This is a genomic window from Streptomyces sp. NBC_00386 (genome assembly GCF_036063235.1).
Lineage (GTDB): Bacteria > Actinomycetota > Actinomycetes > Streptomycetales > Streptomycetaceae > Streptomyces.
Map to the genome: position 1 here is coordinate 1,708,971 of NZ_CP107950.1, position 20,647 is coordinate 1,729,617.

The following is a 20,647-nucleotide window of genomic DNA, read 5'->3' on the forward strand; positions in this document are numbered from 1 at the left end:
CTTTGACAGCCCTCAGGACCGCCCCTACGGTGTTTAGCGGTTCTGTTGCCGTCGAATGGAGAAGGACGTTGCTCGTCTGAGGTCTGAGACACCGCGTCACACCCGTCTGGTCCTGTCGGACCCGTGTGTGCGCAGCGTGCGACCTCGGCGTTCGAGCCGTCCTTGGGTGCGGAGCCTTCTTCTCGCTCTCCTCCGAACTGGATCGTCGTCGCCTCGCGGTGTCCCGTACGCGTACCCCCGACCGCATCCAGCAATCGCGAGGCCCTCATGTCAACGTTCCCCACCTCCATCACCTGCTCCTCCCTGTCCTTCGCCTGGCCCGACGGCACCGATGTCTTCGACGGTCTCCAGGTCGCCTTCGGACCGGGCGTCACCGGACTCGTCGGCGTCAACGGATCCGGTAAATCAACCCTGTTGAAGCTGATCGCCGGAGAACTCACCCCGGCCGACGGCTCCGTCCGGGTCGCGGGCGAGGTCGGCCATCTGCCGCAGAACGTCACCCTCGACACCGCGCTGCGGGTCGACGAGGCACTCGGCATCCGCGCGGTCCGCGCCGCCCTGCACGCGATCGAGGCGGGTGACGCGTCCGAGGAGCACTTCGACGTCGTCGGCGACGACTGGGACGTCGAGGAGCGGGCCCGCGCGACCCTCGGCGAACTCGGTCTCGGACACATCGACCTCGACCGCACGGTCGGTGAGGTGTCCGGTGGCGAGTCGGTGCTGCTGCGGCTGGCCGCGCTCCTGCTGCGCCGGCCCGACGTCCTCCTGCTCGACGAACCCACCAACAACCTCGACCTGTACGCGCGACGACGGCTGTACGCGGCCGTGGAGGCCTGGTCCGGGGTCATGGTCGTGGTCAGCCACGACCGCGAACTCCTCGACCTGGCCGACCAGATCGCCGATCTGCACTCCGGCGAGGTCAGCTGGTACGGCGGGAACTTCTCCGCGTACGAGGAGACGCTCGCCGCCGAACAGGAGGCGGCGGAGCGCATGGTGCGCGTCGCCGAGTCCGATCTGAAGAAGCAGAAGCGCGAACTGATCGACGCTCAGGTCAAGTTGGCCCGGCGCAGGCGGTACGGGCAGAAGATGGCCGAGCAGAAGCGCGAGCCGAAGATCGTCATGGGCGCGCGCAAGCGGTCGGCCCAGGAGTCCGCGGGCAAGCACCGGCTCCTGCACGAGGGCAGGCTCAGCGAGGCGAAGGAGCGTCTCGACGAGGCGGTGGAGGCCGTACGCGACGACGATCTGATCCGGATCGACCTGCCGTACACGGCCGTACCGCCGGGGCGCACCGTCCTCACCCTCGACCGCCTGGAGCTGCAGCACGGCTCGCGGGTGAACGGCGTGTTCGATCTTCGCGGACCCGAACGCGTCGCGCTCATCGGGCGCAACGGAGCGGGCAAGACGACACTCCTGCGCACGATCGCCGGGGAGCTGGACCCCGTGTCCGGCGAGGCGCGCGCCCATGTGCCCCTGCGTTTCCTGCCGCAGCGGCTCGACGTCCTGGACGACGATCTGAGCGTGGTCGAGAACGTGGCCCGCTACGCGCCGGCCGCCACCGCCAACCGGATCCGGGCCCGTCTCGCCCGCTTCCTGTTCAAGGGGGCGAAGGCCGACCAGCAGGCGGCGACGCTCTCCGGCGGCGAACGCTTCCGCGCGGCGCTCGCGGCCCTGATGCTGGCCGACCCCGCCCCGCAGCTCCTGTTGCTCGACGAGCCGACGAACAACCTCGACATGGCGAGCGTCCGCCGGCTCACCACGGCCCTGGAGTCGTACGAAGGGACCCTGATCGTCGCCAGCCACGACATGCCGTTCCTGGAGTCGATCGGCATCACGCGACGACTGCTGCTGGAAGGAGGAGAACTGAAAGAAATCGCTCCGGAAACTGTCGGGTATTTCTCATAGTGCGGGGAGCGGGGGCGGCTTAGGGTCTGTCGTCTGGATCAGGTTGCAGGGTGCGGGCGGCGCCCTGTCGGCGGAGGTGAGCGGGGGCTGGTGTGTGCGGCTGCAAGGCGGAGGAGGGAGTCGACGCGGAGCGTCGGCGAGTGACGACAACGCCGCAGACGTGCGCACCAGCCCCCGCGTCTGCGACATGATCCGGACGACAGACCCTAGCGTCGGGGGTGGGCGGTGTGCCCGGTGTCGGGCCGGGGGCTTTTGCGCGCGCGAGCCGCGCTGCATGATGTTGCGCCGACACCCCCAGCCGATTCGGAGACCCGCCCGTGCCCAGTCAGAAAGTGCTCGTACGCAGGCCCAGCCCCCGCCTCGCCGAGGGGCTGGTGACGCACGTGGAACGCACGGCGGTGGATGTCGATATCGCGGTCGAGCAGTGGGAGGCGTACACCGAGGCACTGCGTACGCACGGCTGGGAGACCGTGGAGGTGGACCCGGCCGAGGACTGTCCGGACTCGGTGTTCGTCGAGGACGCCGTCGTCGTCTTCCGCAACGTCGCCCTCATCGCCCGCCCGGGCGCCGAGTCCCGCCGCGCCGAGACCCCGGGGGTGGAGGAGGCCGTGGCGCGCCTCGGCTGCTCGGTGAACTGGATCTGGGATCCGGGCACCCTCGACGGGGGCGACGTCCTGAAGGTGGGCGACACCATCTATGTGGGCCGCGGCGGCCGGACGAACGCGGCCGGGGTCCAGCAGTTGCGCGCGGTCTTCGAACCGCTCGGGGCGCGGGTCGTCGCCGTTCCCGTCAGCAAGGTGCTGCATCTGAAGTCGGCGGTCACCGCGCTGCCGGACGGGACGGTGATCGGGCACGAGCCGCTCGTGGACACCCCCTCGCTCTTCCCGCGCTTCCTGGCGGTGCCGGAGGAGTCCGGGGCGCACGTGGTGCTCCTGGGCGGAGGCAAGCTGCTGATGGCGTCGTCCGCCCCGAAGACCGCCGAGCTGCTCGCCGGCCTGGGCCACGAACCGGTCGTGGTGGACATCGGCGAGTTCGAGAAACTCGAGGGCTGTGTGACATGCCTCTCGGTGCGGCTCCGGGAGCTGTACGTCTGACCGAGTGAGCCAACCATCGGTACGGCCCCGGGCCCTCGACGCCCCCGGACCCCTCCGGGATGCGCCGGGAAGCGGGGTGCCCGCGCCTGTAACACCGCTGATCAGAGACCTTTACAGGCTTCTTAACCTACGGAGTCGTAACCTACGGAGACGTAGCCTACGATGCCGTAGGTTTGGTTTTCCGCTCGTTGTCCCGTCCCTCCCTGGAGCACCCGTGACGATCACTTCCCCCGACCTCGGCAGCCCGGCAGCAGCCTGGACCGATGCTCGTCTGCTGTACGCGCTGGAGGAAGTCGTCGAGACCGAGCTGAACCGTCACCTGAAGGTGGCCAAGGACTGGATGCCGCACGAGTACGTGCCCTTCAGCGACGCCCGCAACTTCCCCGGGCTCTTCGAGGACGGCGAGGCCTGGGACAAGGAGCAGTCCAAGGTCACCGAGATCGGCCGCATCGCGCTCGTCGTCAACCTGCTCACCGAGGACAACCTCCCGAGCTACCACCACGAGATCGCTTCCCTCTTCGGCCGTGACGGCGCCTGGGGCACCTGGGTGCACCGCTGGACGGCGGAGGAGGGCCGGCACGGCATCGTGATGCGCGACTACCTGCTCGCCTCGCGCGCGGTGGACCCGGACAAGCTCGAAGCGTTCCGGATGCAGCACATGAGCGAGGGCTTCGAGTCGGACAACCGCCACTCGATGCTGCACTCGGTCGCGTACGTCGCGTTCCAGGAGCTGGCGACCCGCGTCTCGCACCGCAACACCGGTCACCAGTCGGGCGACCCGGTCTGCGACCGCATGCTGGCGCGCATCGCGACCGACGAGAACCTGCACATGGTCTTCTACCGCAACCTCCTGAAGGCGTCGTTCGAGCTCGCCCCCGACCTGACCATGCAGGCCTGCCGCGACGTCGTCGTCAACTTCCGGATGCCCGGTCACGGCATGCCCGGCTTCGAGCGCATGGCCGCGCAGATGGCCATCGGCGAGATCTACAACATGCGCATCCACCACGACGACGTGCTCCAGCCGGTGCTGCGTCACCTCAAGGTCCTGGAGATCGGCGGCCTCGGTCCCGAGGGCCTCAAGGCGCAGGAGGAGCTCGGCTACTTCATGGGCGGCCTCGACGCCGAGGCCTCGAAGTTCGACGAGAAGCTCGCCGCCCGCAAGGCGCGGATGGCGGCCCGCGCCACGGCGTAGCCCCTTCCGCGAGTACGGCCGCCCCGGCCTTCGGGGCGCCGCTCTCCCCGGCGCGCCCACGGGCGCCCCGGGACCCGATCTCCGAGCCCCCGCGCGGCCGACGCCGCGCGGGGGCTCGTGTCACTCCAGGGCGCGTCGCAGGCCGAGACGCTCCTTCTCGGAGAGTCCGCCCCACACGCCGAAACGCTCGTCGTTGCTCAGCGCGTAGTCGAGGCACGCGGGACGCATCTCGCACATCCCGCAGATGCGCTTCGCCTCGCGCACCGAGCTGCCCGGATCGGGAAAGAAGAAGTCCGCCCCCGTCTGCGCGCACAACGCCTGCTCCTGCCAGGCGATGTCGGACGGGGTGATGGTTACCGAGTACATGGTCAAGAGCGTGCCCGACGGCGAAAAACGTTCGATCAACGCAGGATCAACGCGACGTACCAAGGCTCCCGGCGGCCTCGATGATGGCCCCGCGGGGAGGCCTCGGGCACGGCGGCGCGCGGGAGAACACGGCGACGATACGAAGCGCTGCGGACACCTTAAGTGACGGGCGCCGCCGATCCGGGCGGTTTGCTCGTCTCCACGGCGATTGTCAGTGGGCGGTGGAAGACTCGGCACCAAAGGCAACGGGACCCCTCAAAGGAGGGCAATCATGCTCACCACCCGCTTCGTCAACGGCTCCCCGAACTGGCTGGATGTCGCTACGGCCGACATCGAGGGTGCGATCGCCTTCTACGGAGGCCTCTTCGGCTGGCAGTTCCGGTCGGCGGGGCCCGACGCCGGTGGCTACGGCTTCTTCCAGGTCGACGGCAAGACCGTGGCCGGGGCCATGCAGATCACCGCCGAGCAGGGCCCGCCGTCCTGGAACGTCTACTTCCGGACCACGGACGCCGAGGCCACCGCCAAGGCGGTCGAGCACGCCAAGGGCACGGTGCTCATGCCTCCCATGGACGTGATGGGCGAGGGGCACGTGGCGATGTTCGCCGATCAGGCGGGCGTGACCTTCGGCGTCTGGCAGCCCGGCCGGACCGAGGGCCTGGGCCTGGCCGGCGACCCGGGTTCCCTGTGCTGGGTCGAGCTCTGCACCCCGGACATCGCTGCGGCCGCCGCGTTCTACGACTCGGTCTTCGGGTGGAACACTTCGGCGGCCGAGTTCCCGGGCGGGACCTACACCTGTGTCAACCCCGCGGGAACCGAGGAGGAGGGCATGTTCGGCGGCCTCGTCCCGCTCGCCGACGACCCGGTCGAGGCGAGGACCGGCGCGTACTGGCTGCCGTACATCGAGGTCCCCGACACGGACGCCGTGGTCGCCAAGGCCCAGGAACTCGGCGGTACGGTCCGTATGCCCGCCACGGACATGGAGGGCGTCGGCCGCATCGCCAAGCTCGCCGATCCGTACGGGGCACGCCTCGCGGTGATCAGGAGCGCACCGCAGCAGAGCTGACGCCTCCGGCCGGCGGACCTGCTCGGGGCCGAAGCCCTTCAGCCCCGTGCCGAGGGTGCTTCGGTCCCAGGGCTTGTCTGACAATTCGCGTCGTCGCCCGAAGGGCGGCCGTGCGGCGTCATGGGGGTCCCCCTGCTCGAAGAGCTTGGGGGAACGCGCATGGCGTCGCCAGGCAGACGGGAATTGCCAGACAAGCCCTAGGCCGAGGCGCGTCGTACCACCGTCGTCGGCAGGACCACTCCGGAGGCCTCGGGCGCCGTGTCCTCGGCCCCCGCCCCGCCCTCCAGACCGCGGATCAGCAGCCGGGCCATCAACCGGCCCATCTCCTCTATTTCCTGACGCACCGTCGTCAGGGGCGGATCCGTCTGTTCGGCGATCGGCAGCATGTCGTCGAAGCCGATCACGGCCACGTCGTCGGGCACCCGTCGCCCGTGCTCACGCAGCACGCGCAGCGCGCCGAGCGCCGACAGGTCGTTCCCCACGAACACCGCGTCCAGGTCGGGGCGGCGCTCCAGCAGTTCCCGCATCGCGCGTTCGCCGCCGGCGGGGGTGAAGTCGCCCTGCGCGACGAGCGCCGGATCGGCGTCGGCCATGACGTCCCGGAAGCCGTCGAGCCGGTCGACCGCGGACGTCTGGTCGAGGGCACCGGTGATGTGGGCGATGCGCGTCCGCCCGAGTCCGATCAGGTGGCGAACGGCCTGGCGGGCTCCGCCGCGGTTGTCGCAGTCGACGTAGACGGCTTCGCGGACGCCGTCGCCCCAGCCGGGCCGTCCGCCGAACACGGTCGGCACACCCGCGCCGTGGATCAGGCCCGGCAGCGGGTCGTCGAGGTGCAGCGAGAAGACGAGCGCGCCGTCGACGTGGCCGCCGGCGAGGTAGCGGGCGACGCGGGCGTGGTCGTCGCGGCCTTCCGTGAGCAGCAGGACGAGCTGGGAGTCGTTGGCTGTCAGTTCCTTGCTGATGCCGCGGAGCTGGAGCGCGAAGAAGGGGTCGGCGAAGACCCTGGTCTCCGGCTCGGCGATCACGACGGCGACCGCGTCGTGGCGCCGGGTGACGAGGCTGCGGGCGGCCTGGTTCGGAACGTACCCGAGTTCCTCGACGGCCCGGCGCACGCGCTCGACGAGCGGTTCACGGACCCCGTCCCCACCGTTCACGACCCGTGACACGGTGGCCCGGGAGACCCCGGCCCGCGCTGCCACGGCCTCCAGCGTGGGGCGCGACACTGTCTCGGTCACCTCAGGGCACCTCCTCGGCGGATGCGGATCAGGATAGCCGCGTGGCCGCTCGCTCTGTGGAAGTGCTCCCCGATCACCGAGAACGGCTCGAACCGATCCCGCCGAAGGGCGCCTCGGCGGTGAGAGTGCCGGCCCGTTCCCTGACCCGGCGCGGGAGTCGGGGCCCCGGACGATCGGCTGCCCGCCGGGTCCGCCCCACGGCCGTCCACGCGCGGGCCGATGGCGCGGGCGCCCGGACGGGATTCGCGTGCGCAGCGGCCGAAGTCGCCCCGCCGTCAAGGGAGTCGACGCCGTCCGGCCCGGACGGGAGAGGGTCCCGAACAGCCGGGCGCGGCCGCCCGGACGGGGGCCGCCCGGGGAATCACTTGTCCTGCGGCGCGGCGTCCTCGTGCTTCGCGCGGCTCGGCTGCACCCGCTTGGGCTCGCCCGGCATCTTCGGGTACTCGGGCGGGTAGGGGAGGTCGCCGAGGCCGTGGTCGTGCTCGTCGCGGTCGGCGAGTTCCAGCAGTGCCTCCAGGGAGAAGGCGTGATCGTCCATGTCGGCGTGCACATCGCCGAGTTCGGCGAAGCGCCCCGGCATGGTCGCCAGGTCGAAGTCCCGGGGCCTGGCGTCCTGCACCTCGTCCCAGCGCAGCGGCGCGGAGACCGGGGCGTGCGGGCGGGGCCGTACGGAATAGGCGGAGGCCATGGTGCGGTCGCGAGCGGCCTGGTTGTAGTCCACGAAGATCTTCTCGTCTCGCTCCTCCTTCCACCAGGCGGTGGTGACCTGATCGGGCATACGGCGTTCGAGCTCGCGCCCGACGGCGATGGCGGCCCGGCGCACCTGGGTGAAGGTCCAGCGCGGCTGGACCGGCACGAAGACATGCAGTCCGCGGCCCCCGGAGGTCTTGGGCCAGCCCCGCAGACCGCCGTACTCGTGCAGGACCTCGCGCAGTTCGTGGGCGGCGCGTACCGCGTCCGCGTAGTCCGTGCCGGGCTGCGGGTCCAGGTCGATGCGCAGTTCGTCGGGGCGGTCGACGTCGTCACGGCGGACCGGCCACGGATGGAAGGTGAGCGTGCCGAACTGCGCGGCCCACAGCACGGCGGCGGGCTCGGTGGGGCACATCTCGTCGGCGCTGCGGCCACTGGGGAAGGTGATGCGGGCGGTCGGGATCCAGTCGGGCATGTTCTTGGGCGCCCGCTTCTGGAAGAAGGACTCGCCGGTCACCCCGTCCGGGTAGCGCTCCAGCGTGGTGGGACGGTCACGGAGGGCACGCAGGATGCCGTCGCCGACCGCGAGGTAGTACTGGGCGAGGTCCAGCTTCGTGAACCCGCGCTCCGGGAAGAAGATCTTGTCCGGGCTGGACAGACGAACACTCCTGCCGGCCGCTTCGAGTTCCACCGCATCGCCCATGCGAGCCACGGTAGGCGCAGCCCACGGGCCCCGCACACCGGGCGGACGCCCGCGCGGAATCGACGAGCGGTGGACGCTCGGGTGAAGATGCCGATCGGGCGTCCTGCCACATTTCGCACATGCGCCGGTCGTGCGGGTGCGTGGCAGAGGATCCGGGCGGGTGTCGATGGTCGGCATGACCCTGCGCAAGCCCGGCCGGCGCTCCCGGCCGCTCTGCGCGGTCCGGGAGTACACCGGGCGTAGAGCCCTAGCGCATCGCGCGCATGCGGGTGATCTCGCTGGTCTGCTGGGCCACCACGTCGTCGGCCATCTCCTCGATCAGCAGGTTGTGGCCCTGCGCCTTGACGTCGGTGGCCATGGTGATGGCTCCCTCGTGGTGAGTGATCATCAGGGTGAGGAAGAGGGCGTCGAAGTCCGCGCCGCGAGCCGCGCGCAACTCCTTCAACTGGGCCTCGGTCGCCATTCCCGGCATCCCGGTGTGCTGGTGGCCCCCGGCGTCCCCGGTCTCCGTCTCGCCGTGTGTCTTCAGCCAGCCCCGCATGGCCTCGATCTCGGGGCCTTGGGCCGCGGAGATGCGCAGGGCGAGGCGTTCGAGGTCCCCCGACCGGGCGCGGTCCGGGACAAGCCCGGTCATCTCCAGGGCCTGGGTGTGATGCTGGATCATCATCCGGGCGTACGACACGTCGGCCGAGTTGGGGGTGTCGTCATCGGCGCGCTGCGCGGCCGCCTCGCCGGCGGAGAGCGTGCGGTTCTCCTCGCCCGGCGCGCCGGGGACGATCACCGAAGGTCCGCCGCCGGTAGCGGACCTGTTGTCGGTGTCCGTGTCCGCGTCACAGCCGGCGAGGGCGAGCACGAGCAGCGCGGCAGCGAGGGGCGCCCGGCTTCTGAACACAACGACCTCCTGGTACGGGGGAGTTGACGAACCTGACTGACACTCATGGATCTTCGCATCGATCACCGGCGAGATTCATGACGAAGGCATTACCCCTCTTTGATCTGTGCATGATGAAGACGATACTTCGGAGGACCGTGAACCGTTCCCCCGTGAACGGCGAAATGGAGGTTGCAGTGACCCTGTTAAACCATCCCCGAACGCGGCACAGACGGCTGGGTGTCGTCGCGGCCTGTGCCGGACTCCTCGCGGCACTCCTGACGGCCGTCCCCGCGGCCGCCACCCCCGACCCCGGGGACGGCCCGGCCGCGGAACGCCAGGTGTCGCAGGAGGCGCGGGCCCGGGCGGCTGAGGCGATCGCCGACGGCGAGATACCCGGACAGGACGAGATCGTCCACTCCGACAACATCGAACACCTCGCCAACATCCCCAAGGACGCGCTGCCGGGCATCAACTCGGACCTGGCCTTCCAGGGCCGGTACGCCTTCGCCGGCAACTACGACGGCTTCCGCATCTTCGACATCGCCGACCCCAGCGCGCCGAAGACCGTCGCGCAGGTGCTCTGCCCGGGCTCGCAGAACGACATCTCCGTCTCCGGTGACCTGCTGTTCCTCTCCACCGACTCCTCGCGCAGCGACAGCAGTTGCAACAGCACCACGCAGCCCGTGACCGAGAAGTCCTCCTGGGAGGGCATGAAGATCTTCGACATCAGCGACAAGAGGAACCCGAAGTACGTCGCCGCCGTCGAGACCGCCTGCGGCTCGCACACCCACACCCTGGTGCCCGAGCGCAGGAACGTCTACGTATACGTCTCCTCGTATTCGCCGAACGCCACCTACCCGGACTGCCAGCCCCCGCACGACGGCATCTCCGTCATCAAGGTGCCGCGCAAGGCCCCCGAGCGGGCGGCGGTCGTGAACTTCCCGGTGCTCTTCCCGGGCGAGGGCCCGGACGGCGGCGGCAACCCGGGCTCGCCCACCAACCCGGGCGTGTCCAAGACCACCGGCTGCCACGACATCACCGTGCTGCCGGAGAAGGACCTGGCCGCCGGTGCCTGCATGGGTGACGGCATCCTGTTCTCCATCGAGGACCCGGCGAACCCGAGGGTCATCGACCGGGTCCAGGACAACGTCAACTTCGCGTTCTGGCACTCGGCGACCTTCAACCAGAAGGCGAACAAGGTCGTCTTCACCGACGAGCTGGGTGGCGGCGGCGCGGCCACCTGCAACGCCGAGATCGGCCCGGACCGCGGCGCGGACGGCATCTACGACATCGTCGGCAAGGGCGACAAGCGCAAGCTGGTCTTCCGCAGCTACTACAAGATCCCACGCCACCAGGCGGCCACCGAGAACTGCGTCGCCCACAACGGCTCGCTGATCCCGGTCAAGGGCAAGGACCTGATGGTCCAGGCCTGGTACCAGGGCGGCGTCTCGGTCTGGGACTTCACCGACTCCTCGAACCCGAAGGAGATCGCCTACTTCGAGCGCGGACCGCTGTCCACCACCGGACTGGTCGTCGGCGGTGCCTGGTCGGCGTACTACTACAACGGCCACATCTACTCGAACGACATCACCAAGGGCTTCGACGTGCTGAAGATCAGCGACCGGCGCACGGACCCCGCCAAGCGGGTGCGGCTGGACGAGCTGAACGTCCAGACCCAGCCGGACTACTTCGGCTGACCCCGGCCGGCCGTCCCGTCGCAAGGAAGCGGGACAGGTCCGTCCCGGGGGTCCCGTCGGACGCCTCGGCCTCCGGCGGGACCCCCGGCTCCCGGTCCGGCCCCGCGGCGGCTCCGTCTCACACCCGTCTCACAGCCCGGCCGCGAAACGGCCGCAAAACCGCAGGACAGCCGCATCCCGCAGGACGGAAGACGCAACAGGCGGACACCATGGACGGCTCTTAGAGTCGAAGTATGGATCTGCCGGTGATGCCCCCCGTGAAGCCGATGCTCGCCAAGTCGGTGGCGAAGATCCCGCCGGACATGCATTACGAGGCGAAGTGGGACGGGTTCCGGGCCGTCCTGTTCCGCGACGGCGACGAGACGGAGATCGGCAGCCGCACCGGCAAGCCGCTGACCAGGTATTTTCCGGAGCTCGTCGAGGCGCTGCGGGAGCGGTTGCCGGAGCGCTGTGTGATGGACGGGGAGATCGTGATCGCCAGGGACGGGCGGCTCGACTTCGACGCGCTCTCGGAGCGGATCCACCCGGCGGACTCACGGGTGCGCATGCTGGCCGAGAAGACCCCCGCCTCCTTCGTGGCCTTCGACATGCTGGCACTGGCCGACGCCTCGCTGCTCGACGTGCCGCTGAACGAGCGGCGCGCGCTGCTGGTGAAGACGTTGTCCGGGGTGACGGCGCCGGTGCACGTGGCGTCGGCGACCACGGACCGCGAGGTGGCGCAGCGGTGGTTCGAGCAGTACGAGGGGGCGGGGCTCGACGGGGTCATGGCGAAACCGCTCACGCTGCCGTATCTGCGGGACGAGCGTGCCATGTACAAGATCAAGCACGAGCGGACGGCGGACGTCGTCGTCGCGGGGTACCGCTTCCACAAGAGCGGACCGGTCGTCGGGTCGCTGCTGCTCGGCCTGTACGACACGGAGGGCACGCTCCAGCACGTGGGCGTGAGCGCCGCGTTCACCATGAAGCGGCGGGCGGAACTGGTGGAAGAGCTGGAGCCCTTGCGGCTGGAGGACGCGGCCGGGCATCCGTGGGCGGCCTGGGCGCGGGAGTCGGCGCACGAGACGGCCCGGCTGCCGGGGGCGCCCAGCAGATGGTCGGCGAAGAAGGACCTGTCCTGGATCCCGGTCCGGCCCGAGCGGGTGGCCGAGGTGGCCTACGACCACATGGAGAACGGCGTACGGTTCCGCCACACGGCCCGCTTCCGCCGATGGCGCCCCGACCGTACCGCCGAGAGCTGCACGTACGGACAACTGGAGGAGCCGGTCGGCTACGACCTGGCGGAGATCCTGGGGCCGCGGAGCTGACGCACCGCGCACGGAGCCGCTTCCTCCGCGACCCTCTTCGACCCTGCACGGATCGTCCCGCTGAGCCGATCAACTCAGTCGCCGCGCGCAATCAGAAACGATCGGGTATGGCCACCGATGAACTGATGGACGCACAATCGATGGCACGGGACAGGTGGCACGGTGGGCATACGAGAGTCGGTTCGGACACGGCGTGGCGCATGGACGGCGGGACTGCTGGCCGTCACGGTGACGGGCTCCCTGATGACGGGCTGCACCTCGGGCGGCGGAGCGGCCGACGACAGCCGTTCCCCGAGCCAGAGCCCGAGCGACAGCGGGACAGGCGTCCCGAACGCCGGCCCGGTACTCGCCGTGAAGATCGACAACGCGCCCGACGCCCGTCCCCAGACGGGGCTCGACGCGGCGGACGTGGTCTACGCGGAGCAGGTCGAGGGCGGTCTGAGCCGGCTGATGGCGGTCTTCGCGAGCACCCTGCCCGACAGCGTCGGGCCCGTGCGCAGTGCCCGCGAGTCGGATCTCGAACTGCTGGGACAGTTCCACGAGCCGACGCTCGCCTTCTCCGGGGCCCAGCACAAGCTGCTGCCGCTGATCGACGACGCTCCGCTGGATCCCGAGCCGGCGGGGAAGGTGCCCGACGCCTGGTACCGGGGCACGGGCAAGGCCGCGCCGCACAATCTGTATCTGCGCCCGCGGCGGCTGATGGACTCCGCGCCCGGCGACGCCGCGCTGACCACGGGTTTCCGTTTCGGCGCGGCACCCAAGGGCGGCACCCCCGAGGCCTCCCGCACGGTCCGCTTCCCGTCGGCCCGCTTCACCTTCACCTGGTCCGCCGACCGCCGGCGCTGGCTGGTGGCGATGGACGGCACGCCGACGGTGACGACCGACGGCACCTCGGTGGCTCCGGCGACGGTGGTCATCCAGTACGTGAAGGTGCGCGCGTCGAGGTACCACGACTTCCTCGGCAACAACACTCCGTTCACGGAGTCGGTGGGCTCGGGCACGGCCCGGGTACTGCGCGACGGCCGCGCCTTCGACGCGAACTGGACGCGTCCCGAAGCGGCCGACGGCACGCGGTTCACCAGTCCGGACGGCACGCCGATGAACTTCGCCCCGGGGCAGGTGTGGGTGGTCCTCGCCAAGGCGTGAGCCCCGGGCACCCGGGCGTGGGCACCCACGGGCGGACGGGCCGACCGAGCCGCCGGTTCGGCCCTCGGTTCGGCCCCCGCTCGGGCGGACGCCGGCCCTCAGTGCTGCGCGCGGATGGGTTCCCCGGGGTTGCGGAGCCCCTCGGCGGCGTCCGAGACGCGTTGGATGAGGTCGAAGAAGAGATCCTGCTCCTCGGCGGAGAGGGGAGCCAGGAAGACCTGGTTCATGCGCGCGGTGCGCACGGTCAGCTTCCGGTGCACGCGCAGCCCCTCGTCCGTGAGGCGCAGCAGGAAACGCCGTCCGTCCTGCGGGTCGCGCACCTTGTCCAGCAGCGCGCGGCGCCCGAGCCGGCTGATGACCTCGGCGATCGTGGACCGGTCGAGTCCCACCCGCTCCCCCACCGTGCGCTGGTCGAGGCCCGGCTCGGCGACCAGCGCGTTCAGGACCGCGAACTGGGGCGAGGTGATCTCCTCGGAGACCATCGTGTTCCACAGCAGGTAGTGCGCCTGCTGGAGTCGCCGGGCCAGGTGCCCGGGGTGGGTGGAGAGGTCCACCGCGGCCATGTGCGCTCCTCGGGTCCGGTACGCGCCGGTGACAGTGCCGCACCGGGGTGGCGTGCGTCGATGCCCCGCGCCCCGTCGGCGCTCCGCGTTCATCGATGCTCTGAATTCGTTGGTGCACTGAACGATACCTGCCCTTCCTGGCGACTGTCCCGTCCCTGTCGACCTTGCCGACCCTTCGCATCACTGCGCCTATCCGAAGCCTTGACGGACCGAAGCCCGGATGGCAGCGTGTTGAGCACCTCGCAGAATTACTCAGTGCCCTGACTAATTTGGCGCCGGACACTCGGGAGAGATGAGGCTTCACGGATGGACAAGGTGGTCGCCACGGCACTGGAGGCGGTGGCCGATGTACCGGACGGCGCGACCCTCGCGGTCGGCGGATTCGGCCTCAGTGGCGTTCCGAACGTGCTGATCGAGGCGCTCCACGAGCGCGGCGCCCAGGGGCTCGGGGTCGTCTCCAACAACTGCGGGGCCATGGACTCCGGCCTCGCGACCCTGCTCTCCGCCGGACGCATCGCCCGGGTCACCGGCTCGTACATCGGCGCGAACAAGGAGTTCGCCCGGCAGTACCTGGCCGGCGAGCTGGAGGTCGAGATGATCCCGCAGGGCACGCTGGCCGAGCGGCTGCGCGCGGGCGGTGCCGGCATCCCCGCCTTCTACACGCCCGCCGGGGTCGGCACCCAGGTCGCCGACGGCGGACTGCCGTGGCGGTACGACGGCCACGGCGGCGTCACGCTGGCCTCCCCGCCGAAGGAGGTGCGCGAGTTCGACGGCACCGCGTACGTACTGGAGCGAGGCATCCGCACCGACTTCGCGCTGGTACGGGCCGCGAAGGGCGACCGGCACGGCAACCTCGTCTTCAACAAGTCCTCCCGGAACTTCAACCCGCTCGCCGCGATGGCCGGCAGGGTGACGATCGCCGAGGTCGAGGAGCTCGTGGAGCCGGGCGGGATCGATCCGGACGCCGTGCACCTGCCCGGCATCTTCGTGCAGCGCGTCGTCGCCCTGACCCGCGAGCAGGCGGACGCCAAGATGATCGAGAAGCGGACGGTCTCGGCGTCCGCGGCGGACGGGACGGTGAGCGAGTGATGGCCTGGAGCAGGGAAGAGATGGCGGCTCGCGCCGCGCGTGAACTGAAGGACGGCCAGTACGTCAACCTCGGCATCGGCCTGCCGACCCTGATCCCCAACCACCTCCCCGCCGGCGTCGAGGTGATCCTGGAGTCGGAGAACGGCATTCTGGGCACCGGCCCCTACCCCGCCGAGGACCAGGTCGACCCCGACCTCATCAACGCCGGCAAGGAGACCGTCACGGTCCTGCCGGGTGCCTCGTACTTCGACTCCGCGCTGTCCTTCGGGATGATCCGCGGCGGGCACATCGACGTCGCGGTGCTGGGCGCGATGCAGGTGTCGGCCGGCGGCGACCTCGCCAACTGGGCCGTCCCCGGCAAGATGATCACCGGCATCGGCGGGGCGATGGACCTCGTCCACGGGGCCCGGACGGTCATCGTCGTGATGACACACACCGCCAAGGACGGCTCGCCCAAGATCCTCCGTGAGTGCGAGCTGCCGCTCACCGGGAAGGCGTGCGTCAACCGCGTCATCACCGACCTGGGCGTCCTCGACGTCACACCCGCCGGGCTGCTGCTGGTCGAGACCGCTCCGGGTGTCACGGCCGGTGAGATCGCGGCGAAGACCGCCGCCGAGGTCGTCGTCGCTGAGGGGATCCGGTCATGAAGGACGTCTACATCGTCGACGCCGTCCGGACGCCCTTCGGCAAGTACGGCGGCTCACTGGCCGCCGTCCGCCCGGACGACCTGGCGGCCCACACCGTCCGCGAACTCCTCGCCCGGACCCCGGACCTGGACCCGGCGCGGATCGACGACGTGTACTTCGGCAACGCCAACGGCGCGGGCGAGGAGAACCGGAACGTGGGCCGGATGGCCGCCCTCCTGGCCGGACTGCCCACCTCGGTGCCGGGCGTGACCGTCAACCGGCTGTGTGCCTCCGGCCTCGAAGCCGTCATCCAGGCGGCCCGCGCCATCGCGCTCGGCGACGCCTCCATCGCCCTGGCCGGTGGCGTCGAGTCGATGACCCGCGCGCCCTACGTCCTGCCCAAGAGCGAGCGGCCGTTCCCGGCCGGGCACACCGAGCTGTACTCCACCACACTCGGCTGGCGCATGGTCAACCCGCGGATGGACCCGCGGTGGACCATCCCCCTCGGCGAGTCCGCCGAACTCATCGCCGACAAGCACGGGATCACCCGCGAGCGGCAGGACGAGTTCGCCCTCGCCGGCCACCAAAAGGCGGCCCGGGCCCAGGCGGAGGGCCTGTTCGACGCCGAGATCACTCCCCTGTCCCTGCCCGGCCGCAAGGATGGTCCGGTCGTGTTCGGCGCCGACGAGTGCGTCCGCGCCGACGCGTCTCTCGACGCCATGGCCCGGCTCAAGCCGTCCTTCCGCGCGGAAGGGGGCACGGTGACCGCGGCCAACGCCTCACCCCTGAACGACGGGGCCGCCGCCCTGCTGCTGACCGACGCGGAAGGGCTTCGGGCCACCGGCCGCGAACCCCTCGCCCGGGTGTCCGCGACGGGTGTGTCCGCGACCGACCCGCAGTACTTCGGACTCGCCCCCGTCGAGGCGGTGAACCGCGCTCTGGCCAAGGCGGGCAAGGGATTTGACGACCTGTCGGTGCTGGAGCTCAACGAGGCCTTCGCCGCGCAGGTCCTCGGCTGCCTCGCCGAGTGGCCCGAGTTCGACCCCGCGATCCTCAACCCGCAGGGCGGCGCCATCGCGCTCGGCCACCCCCTCGGCGCCTCCGGTGCCCGGCTCGCCGGAACCGTCGCCCACCAACTCGCCCGCAAGGGCACCGGAGTTGGAGTTGCCACCCTCTGCATCGGCGTGGGCCAAGGCCTCGCCCTCGTCCTCGAACGCTAGGAAGTCGGCCATGGCTCTCACTCAGTCGGACATCGACGCCGAGATCAAGGATCACCAGGACACGTACGACAAGGCGGTCGCCGGCGGCGCGCCCGTGCGCCACCACCCCGCGCGCGACTACGCCCCGTACCGCAGCTCGCGGCTGCGCCACCCCGAGCAGCCGCTGGTCGCCGTGAGCGGCGGCGACCCGGAGACGGTCGAGCTGTCCGGCCCGGTCTTCGGCGTCACCGACATCACCGAGATCGACAACGACCTCACCCTCCAGCACCGGGGCGAGCCGATCGGCGAGCGGATCACCGTCTCGGGCCGGCTGCTGGACCGCGAGGGACGACCGGTGCGCGGCCAGCTCATCGAGATCTGGCAGGCCAACGCCGCGGGACGGTACGCCCACCTGCGCGAGCAGCACCCGGCCCCGCTCGACCCCAACTTCACCGGCGTGGGACGGACCCTGACGGACGATCAGGGACAGTACGCGTTCACCACGGTCAGACCGGGACCGTACCCCTGGGGCAATCACACCAACGCCTGGCGGCCCGCGCACATCCACTTCTCCGTCTTCGGCAACGCGTTCACCCAGCGACTGGTGACCCAGATGTACTTCCCGGGCGACCCCCTGTTCCCCTACGACCCGATCCTGCGGTCCGTGACGGACCCGGCGGCCCGCGACCGGCTGATCGCCGCGTACAACCACGATCTCTCGCGGCCCGAGTTCTCCATGGGCTACGAGTGGGACATCGTCCTCGACGGTCCCTCCGCCACCTGGATCGAGGAAGGCCGATGAGCATGACCGAGCGGCTGCTCCCCACCCCCGCGCACACCATCGGCCCCTTCTACGGCCACGCGCTGCCGTTCCCGGGCGGGGGCGACATCGCTCCTTCGGGCCACCCCGACACGATCACCCTGCACGGCCACGTGCTCGACGGGGCGGGCGCGCCGGTCCCCGACGCCCTGCTCGACTTCTGGCAGGCCGCGCCCGACGGCTCGCTCGCCGGCGCCCCCGGCTCGCTGCGCCGCGACCCGTCCACGGGCGGCTTCCTCGGCCGCAACGGCGTCGACTTCACCGGCTTCGGCCGGGTCGCCACCGACGCCGACGGCCGCTACGCGCTGCGCACGCTGCCGCCGGGAAACACCGGGCTGCCGTACATCGGGGTGTGCGTGTTCGCGCGGGGTCTGACGCACCATCTGTTCACCCGCGCCTATCTGGCCGACGGCGGCGATCCGCTGCTCGACGCGCTGCCGGACGAGCGGCGCGCCACGCTGATCGCGGCCGAGGGCGCGATGCGGACGTACCGTTTCGACATCCGCCTTCAGGGCGAAGGCGAGACGGTCTTCCTGGAGTTCCAGTGACACCTGCCGACCCCGTCGCGGACGACACCGGTCTGCTCGCTCCCGGCCGGGCGGGCTCCCCGGCGTCCACCGCGACGAGCGACACCGCGTATCTGCGGGCCCTGCTCGACGCGGAGACCGCGCTGACCCGGGCCCAGGCGTCCCTGGGCCTGGCCCCGGCCGGGGCAGCGACGGCGGTGACCCACGCGGCCGCCACCGCGGACTTCGACCTCGCCTCGATCGCGCTCCGCGCCCGGAGCGGCGGCAATCCGGTGATCCCGCTGGTCACGGACCTGACGGCCGCCGTCGCCGCCGAGTTCGGCCCGTACGTCCACCGGGGCGCGACGAGCCAGGACATCCTGGACTCGGCCACCATGCTCGTCGCGGCCCGCACCCTGGACCTGGTCCTGGACGACCTGGAACGGACCGGGCACCACCTCGCCCGGCTCGCGGCGCGGCACCGGGACACCGTCCTGCCCGGCCGCACGCTCACCCAGCACGCGGTGCCGACGACCTTCGGGCTGAAGGCGGCGGGGTGGCGGTCCCTGGTGCTCGACGCCCGGGACCGGCTGGCCGTCGTACGGACCTCGCTGCCCGCCCAACTGGGCGGCGCGGCAGGCACCTTGGCCGCCTTCACCGCCTTCGGCGCGGACGACACCCGGGCCCTGACCGCCGCGTACGCACGCGAACTGGGCCTCGCCGAGCCCGCGTTGCCCTGGCACACGCTGCGCACACCGATCGCGGACCTGGCCGGAGCGCTGGCGTTCACGGCCGGCGCGCTCGGTAAGACGGCCGTCGACGTGCTGACTCTCTCCCGCACGGAGATCGCCGAGCTGGCCGAGGGATCCGGCGGCGGTTCGTCCGCGATGCCGCACAAGGCGAACCCGGTGCGGGCCACCCTCGTGGCCGCGGCCGCCCGGCGCGCCCCCCTGCTTGCGGCCACCCTGTACGGGGCGCTGCCCGCCGAGGACGAGCGGCCGGCCGGGGCCTGGCACGCCGAGTGGGAGCCGCTGCGCGATCTGCTGCGGCTGGTCGGCGGGGCGGCCCGTGACACGGCCGAACTGACCGCGGATCTCCGGGTGAACGCCGATGCCATGCGCGAACACCTGGGCCTCACCCACGGGTTGGTCGTCTCCGAACGACTGGCCGCCGAACTCGCCCCGGTGCTCGGCCGGGCGCGCGCCAAGGAGCTGCTGACGCGAGCCGCCGGGCGGGCCGTCGGTGAGCGGCGGCCCCTCGCGGACGTGCTCGGCGAGGAGCCCTGCCTCAAGGACCTCCCGGGCGTCGACCTGGCGGAGCTCACCGACCCGACCCACTACACGGGCTCCGCCGGAGTCCTCACCGACCGTGCTCTGGAGCGACCTTGACCGCGAATCCGCTCACCCACCGCGCCGAGGGATCCGTCACCGCTCCCCCGCTGCTCCTCGGGCCCTCGCTCGGGACGTCGTACGCCCTGTGGGACAAGATCGCGCCCGAACTGTCCGCCACCCACCGGGTGGTGCGCTGGAACCTTCCCGGGCACGGCGGTTCACCCGCCGATCCGATCGGTCCGGGAGCGACGGTCGCCGATCTGGCCGCGCTCGTCCTGGAGTTGGCCGACTCACTGGGCATCGGGCGTTTCGCGTACGCCGGTGTGTCGCTGGGCGGCGCGGTGGGGCTGCACCTGGCGGTCCACCATCCCGAACGGCTCTCGTCCCTCGCGGTCATCTGCTCCTCGGCCCACTTCAACGGGTCCAAGCCGTGGGAGGAACGGGCCGAACTGGTACGCCGCGAGGGCCTCGGACCCGTCGCGGCGACCGCCGACGCCCGATGGTTCACCGCCGGTTTCACCGTGCCGGAGCTGGTCCAGGACCACCGCGACGCCGACCCGGAGGCGTACGCCGCCTGTTGTGACGCCCTGGCCGCGTTCGACATCCGCGACCGGCTGGCGTCGGTCACCGTACCGACGCTGCTGATCGCCGGGCGCGAGGACCCCGCGACGCCGCCCGCGCATCTGCGGGAGATCGCGGACGCGGTGCCGGGTGCGGCGCTCGTGGAGATCCCGGGCGCCTCGCACCTGGCGCCCGCACAGTGCCCGGAGGCCGTGCTGACGGCTCTGCGGGCGCACTTCTCCGGGGGCGCCCGGCGCGGCATGGAGGTACGCCGTCAGGTCCTCGGTGACGAGCACGTGGACCGCGCGCAGGCGCGCCAGAGCCCGTTCACGGCCCGGTTCCAGGACTTCATCGCGCGCTACGCCTGGGGCGAGATCTGGACCGACACGACGCTGACGCGCCGCGAGCGCAGCATGATCACGCTGACCGCGCTGGTGGCGCACGGCCACTACGACGAGCTGGCGATGCATGTCCGCGCGGCACGGCGCAACGGGCTCTCCCCCGAGGAGATCGGCGCGGTGCTGCTGCAGACGGCGGTCTACTGCGGTGTCCCGGCCGCCAACTCGGCGTTCGCGGTGGCCCAGCGGGTGCTCGCGGAGGAGGCCTCGGAGGAGGAGGACGACGCCTCCCCGTCGGACTCGTCGGACTGACACCGGTCAGGGGCACGCGCGGACTGGACCCGGCCA

Annotated in this window: 19 protein-coding genes and 1 pseudogene; 15 read left to right on the top strand and 5 right to left on the bottom strand. The window is 71.2% G+C overall.

The genetic code is table 11. The annotated features are described in order from the left end of the window. Positions 1–267: 267 nt before the first annotated feature. From OG780_RS07375 to OG780_RS07385, 3 genes are all read left to right on the top strand, one after another. On the top strand, positions 268–1,902 hold the full coding sequence (locus tag OG780_RS07375) for an ABC-F family ATP-binding cassette domain-containing protein (RefSeq protein WP_328445886.1): 1,635 nt from the start codon (positions 268–270) through the stop codon (positions 1,900–1,902). Positions 1,903–2,219: 317 nt separating this feature from the next. After that, the gene (gene ddaH, locus OG780_RS07380) at positions 2,220–2,996 is read left to right on the top strand and encodes a dimethylargininase (RefSeq protein WP_328445888.1); all 777 of its coding nucleotides are present in this window, start codon (positions 2,220–2,222) and stop codon (positions 2,994–2,996) included. Positions 2,997–3,210: 214 nt separating this feature from the next. Beyond that, the gene (locus OG780_RS07385; protein ID WP_328445890.1) at positions 3,211–4,188 is read left to right on the top strand and encodes an acyl-ACP desaturase; all 978 of its coding nucleotides are present in this window, start codon (positions 3,211–3,213) and stop codon (positions 4,186–4,188) included. Between the two features lie 120 nt (positions 4,189–4,308). On the opposite strand, the gene OG780_RS07390 is transcribed toward OG780_RS07385, so the two are convergent. Continuing rightward, complete coding sequence (locus tag OG780_RS07390; RefSeq protein WP_328445892.1) at positions 4,309–4,554, bottom strand: WhiB family transcriptional regulator; 246 nt, start codon at positions 4,552–4,554, stop codon at positions 4,309–4,311. Between the two features lie 271 nt (positions 4,555–4,825). Here OG780_RS07390 and OG780_RS07395 point away from each other — a divergent pair, with 271 nt between their 5' ends. Further along, positions 4,826–5,617 (top strand): VOC family protein, encoded by a 792-nt coding sequence (locus tag OG780_RS07395; protein ID WP_328445894.1) that lies wholly within the window; start codon positions 4,826–4,828, stop codon positions 5,615–5,617. A 197-nt stretch (positions 5,618–5,814) separates the two neighbouring features. On the opposite strand, the gene OG780_RS07400 is transcribed toward OG780_RS07395, so the two are convergent. Next, the gene (locus OG780_RS07400; protein ID WP_328445896.1) at positions 5,815–6,852 is read right to left on the bottom strand and encodes a LacI family DNA-binding transcriptional regulator; all 1,038 of its coding nucleotides are present in this window, start codon (positions 6,850–6,852) and stop codon (positions 5,815–5,817) included. 361 nt (positions 6,853–7,213) lie between these two features. Further along, positions 7,214–8,245 (bottom strand): non-homologous end-joining DNA ligase, encoded by a 1,032-nt coding sequence (ligD, locus tag OG780_RS07405; RefSeq protein ID WP_328445898.1) that lies wholly within the window; start codon positions 8,243–8,245, stop codon positions 7,214–7,216. 124 nt (positions 8,246–8,369) lie between these two features. On the opposite strand from ligD, the pseudogene OG780_RS44585 reads away from it, so the two are divergent. After that, positions 8,370–8,489 (top strand): annotated as a pseudogene (locus OG780_RS44585) (IS630 family transposase); the annotation flags it as partial. Positions 8,490–8,492: 3 nt separating this feature from the next. Here OG780_RS44585 and OG780_RS07410 read toward each other — a convergent pair. Further along, complete coding sequence (locus tag OG780_RS07410; RefSeq protein WP_328445900.1) at positions 8,493–9,137, bottom strand: DUF305 domain-containing protein; 645 nt, start codon at positions 9,135–9,137, stop codon at positions 8,493–8,495. Between the two features lie 176 nt (positions 9,138–9,313). Between OG780_RS07410 and OG780_RS07415 the strand changes: the two genes are divergently transcribed. The 3 genes from OG780_RS07415 (at position 9,314) to OG780_RS07425 (ending at position 13,266) form a co-directional block, all read left to right on the top strand. After that, entirely contained in the window at positions 9,314–10,816 is a 1,503-nt protein-coding gene (locus OG780_RS07415) for an LVIVD repeat-containing protein (RefSeq protein WP_328445902.1), read from the top strand. Positions 10,817–11,049: 233 nt separating this feature from the next. Further along, positions 11,050–12,120: an ATP-dependent DNA ligase gene (locus tag OG780_RS07420; RefSeq protein WP_328445904.1), complete on the top strand. Its 1,071-nt coding sequence runs from the start codon at positions 11,050–11,052 to the stop codon at positions 12,118–12,120. 168 nt (positions 12,121–12,288) lie between these two features. Then, complete coding sequence (locus OG780_RS07425; protein WP_443062302.1) at positions 12,289–13,266, top strand: DUF3048 domain-containing protein; 978 nt, start codon at positions 12,289–12,291, stop codon at positions 13,264–13,266. A gap of 98 nt (positions 13,267–13,364) precedes the next feature. On the opposite strand, the gene OG780_RS07430 is transcribed toward OG780_RS07425, so the two are convergent. Beyond that, a complete protein-coding gene (locus OG780_RS07430; protein WP_328445906.1) occupies positions 13,365–13,829 on the bottom strand; it encodes a MarR family winged helix-turn-helix transcriptional regulator in 465 nt (154 codons plus the stop codon). Positions 13,830–14,135: 306 nt separating this feature from the next. Between OG780_RS07430 and OG780_RS07435 the strand changes: the two genes are divergently transcribed. From OG780_RS07435 to pcaDC, 7 genes are read left to right on the top strand one after another with little or no spacing between them, the layout of a single operon-like run. Further along, positions 14,136–14,918 (top strand): CoA transferase subunit A, encoded by a 783-nt coding sequence (locus OG780_RS07435; protein WP_328445908.1) that lies wholly within the window; start codon positions 14,136–14,138, stop codon positions 14,916–14,918. Then, positions 14,918–15,565, top strand: a complete 648-nt coding sequence (locus OG780_RS07440) for a CoA transferase subunit B (RefSeq protein ID WP_328445910.1) — start codon at positions 14,918–14,920, stop codon at positions 15,563–15,565. The genes OG780_RS07435 and OG780_RS07440 overlap by 1 nt, the downstream gene beginning before the upstream one ends. Beyond that, positions 15,562–16,764, top strand: a complete 1,203-nt coding sequence (locus OG780_RS07445) for a thiolase family protein (protein ID WP_328445912.1) — start codon at positions 15,562–15,564, stop codon at positions 16,762–16,764. Before OG780_RS07440 ends, OG780_RS07445 begins: the two co-directional genes overlap by 4 nt. 10 nt (positions 16,765–16,774) lie before the next feature. After that, a complete protein-coding gene (pcaH, locus tag OG780_RS07450) occupies positions 16,775–17,545 on the top strand; it encodes a protocatechuate 3,4-dioxygenase subunit beta (RefSeq protein WP_328445914.1) in 771 nt (256 codons plus the stop codon). Positions 17,546–17,547: 2 nt separating this feature from the next. Next, on the top strand, positions 17,548–18,111 hold the full coding sequence (gene pcaG / locus OG780_RS07455) for a protocatechuate 3,4-dioxygenase subunit alpha (RefSeq protein ID WP_443062303.1): 564 nt from the start codon (positions 17,548–17,550) through the stop codon (positions 18,109–18,111). After that, positions 18,108–19,457 carry a 3-carboxy-cis,cis-muconate cycloisomerase gene (pcaB, locus tag OG780_RS07460; RefSeq protein ID WP_328445918.1) on the top strand — a complete coding sequence of 450 codons (1,350 nt, stop codon included), beginning with the start codon at positions 18,108–18,110 and terminating at the stop codon, positions 19,455–19,457. The genes pcaG and pcaB overlap by 4 nt, the downstream gene beginning before the upstream one ends. Continuing rightward, positions 19,454–20,611, top strand: a complete 1,158-nt coding sequence (gene pcaDC / locus OG780_RS07465; protein ID WP_328445920.1) for a bifunctional 3-oxoadipate enol-lactonase/4-carboxymuconolactone decarboxylase PcaDC — start codon at positions 19,454–19,456, stop codon at positions 20,609–20,611. Before pcaB ends, pcaDC begins: the two co-directional genes overlap by 4 nt. Positions 20,612–20,647 lie beyond the last annotated feature (36 nt).

Coding starts and splice junctions, on each gene's coding strand:
- OG780_RS07445 (WP_328445912.1), top strand. CDS start 15,562: ATGAAGGACGTCTACATCGTCGACGCCGTCCGGACGCCCTTCGGCAAG.
- OG780_RS07435 (WP_328445908.1), top strand. CDS start 14,136: ATGGACAAGGTGGTCGCCACGGCACTGGAGGCGGTGGCCGATGTACCG.
- pcaH (WP_328445914.1), top strand. CDS start 16,775: ATGGCTCTCACTCAGTCGGACATCGACGCCGAGATCAAGGATCACCAG.
- OG780_RS07390 (WP_328445892.1), bottom strand. CDS start 4,554: ATGTACTCGGTAACCATCACCCCGTCCGACATCGCCTGGCAGGAGCAG.
- OG780_RS07440 (WP_328445910.1), top strand. CDS start 14,918: ATGGCCTGGAGCAGGGAAGAGATGGCGGCTCGCGCCGCGCGTGAACTG.
- OG780_RS07375 (WP_328445886.1), top strand. CDS start 268: ATGTCAACGTTCCCCACCTCCATCACCTGCTCCTCCCTGTCCTTCGCC.
- OG780_RS07420 (WP_328445904.1), top strand. CDS start 11,050: ATGGATCTGCCGGTGATGCCCCCCGTGAAGCCGATGCTCGCCAAGTCG.
- pcaG (WP_443062303.1), top strand. CDS start 17,548: ATGACCGAGCGGCTGCTCCCCACCCCCGCGCACACCATCGGCCCCTTC.
- OG780_RS07430 (WP_328445906.1), bottom strand. CDS start 13,829: ATGGCCGCGGTGGACCTCTCCACCCACCCCGGGCACCTGGCCCGGCGA.
- OG780_RS07395 (WP_328445894.1), top strand. CDS start 4,826: ATGCTCACCACCCGCTTCGTCAACGGCTCCCCGAACTGGCTGGATGTC.
- ligD (WP_328445898.1), bottom strand. CDS start 8,245: ATGGGCGATGCGGTGGAACTCGAAGCGGCCGGCAGGAGTGTTCGTCTG.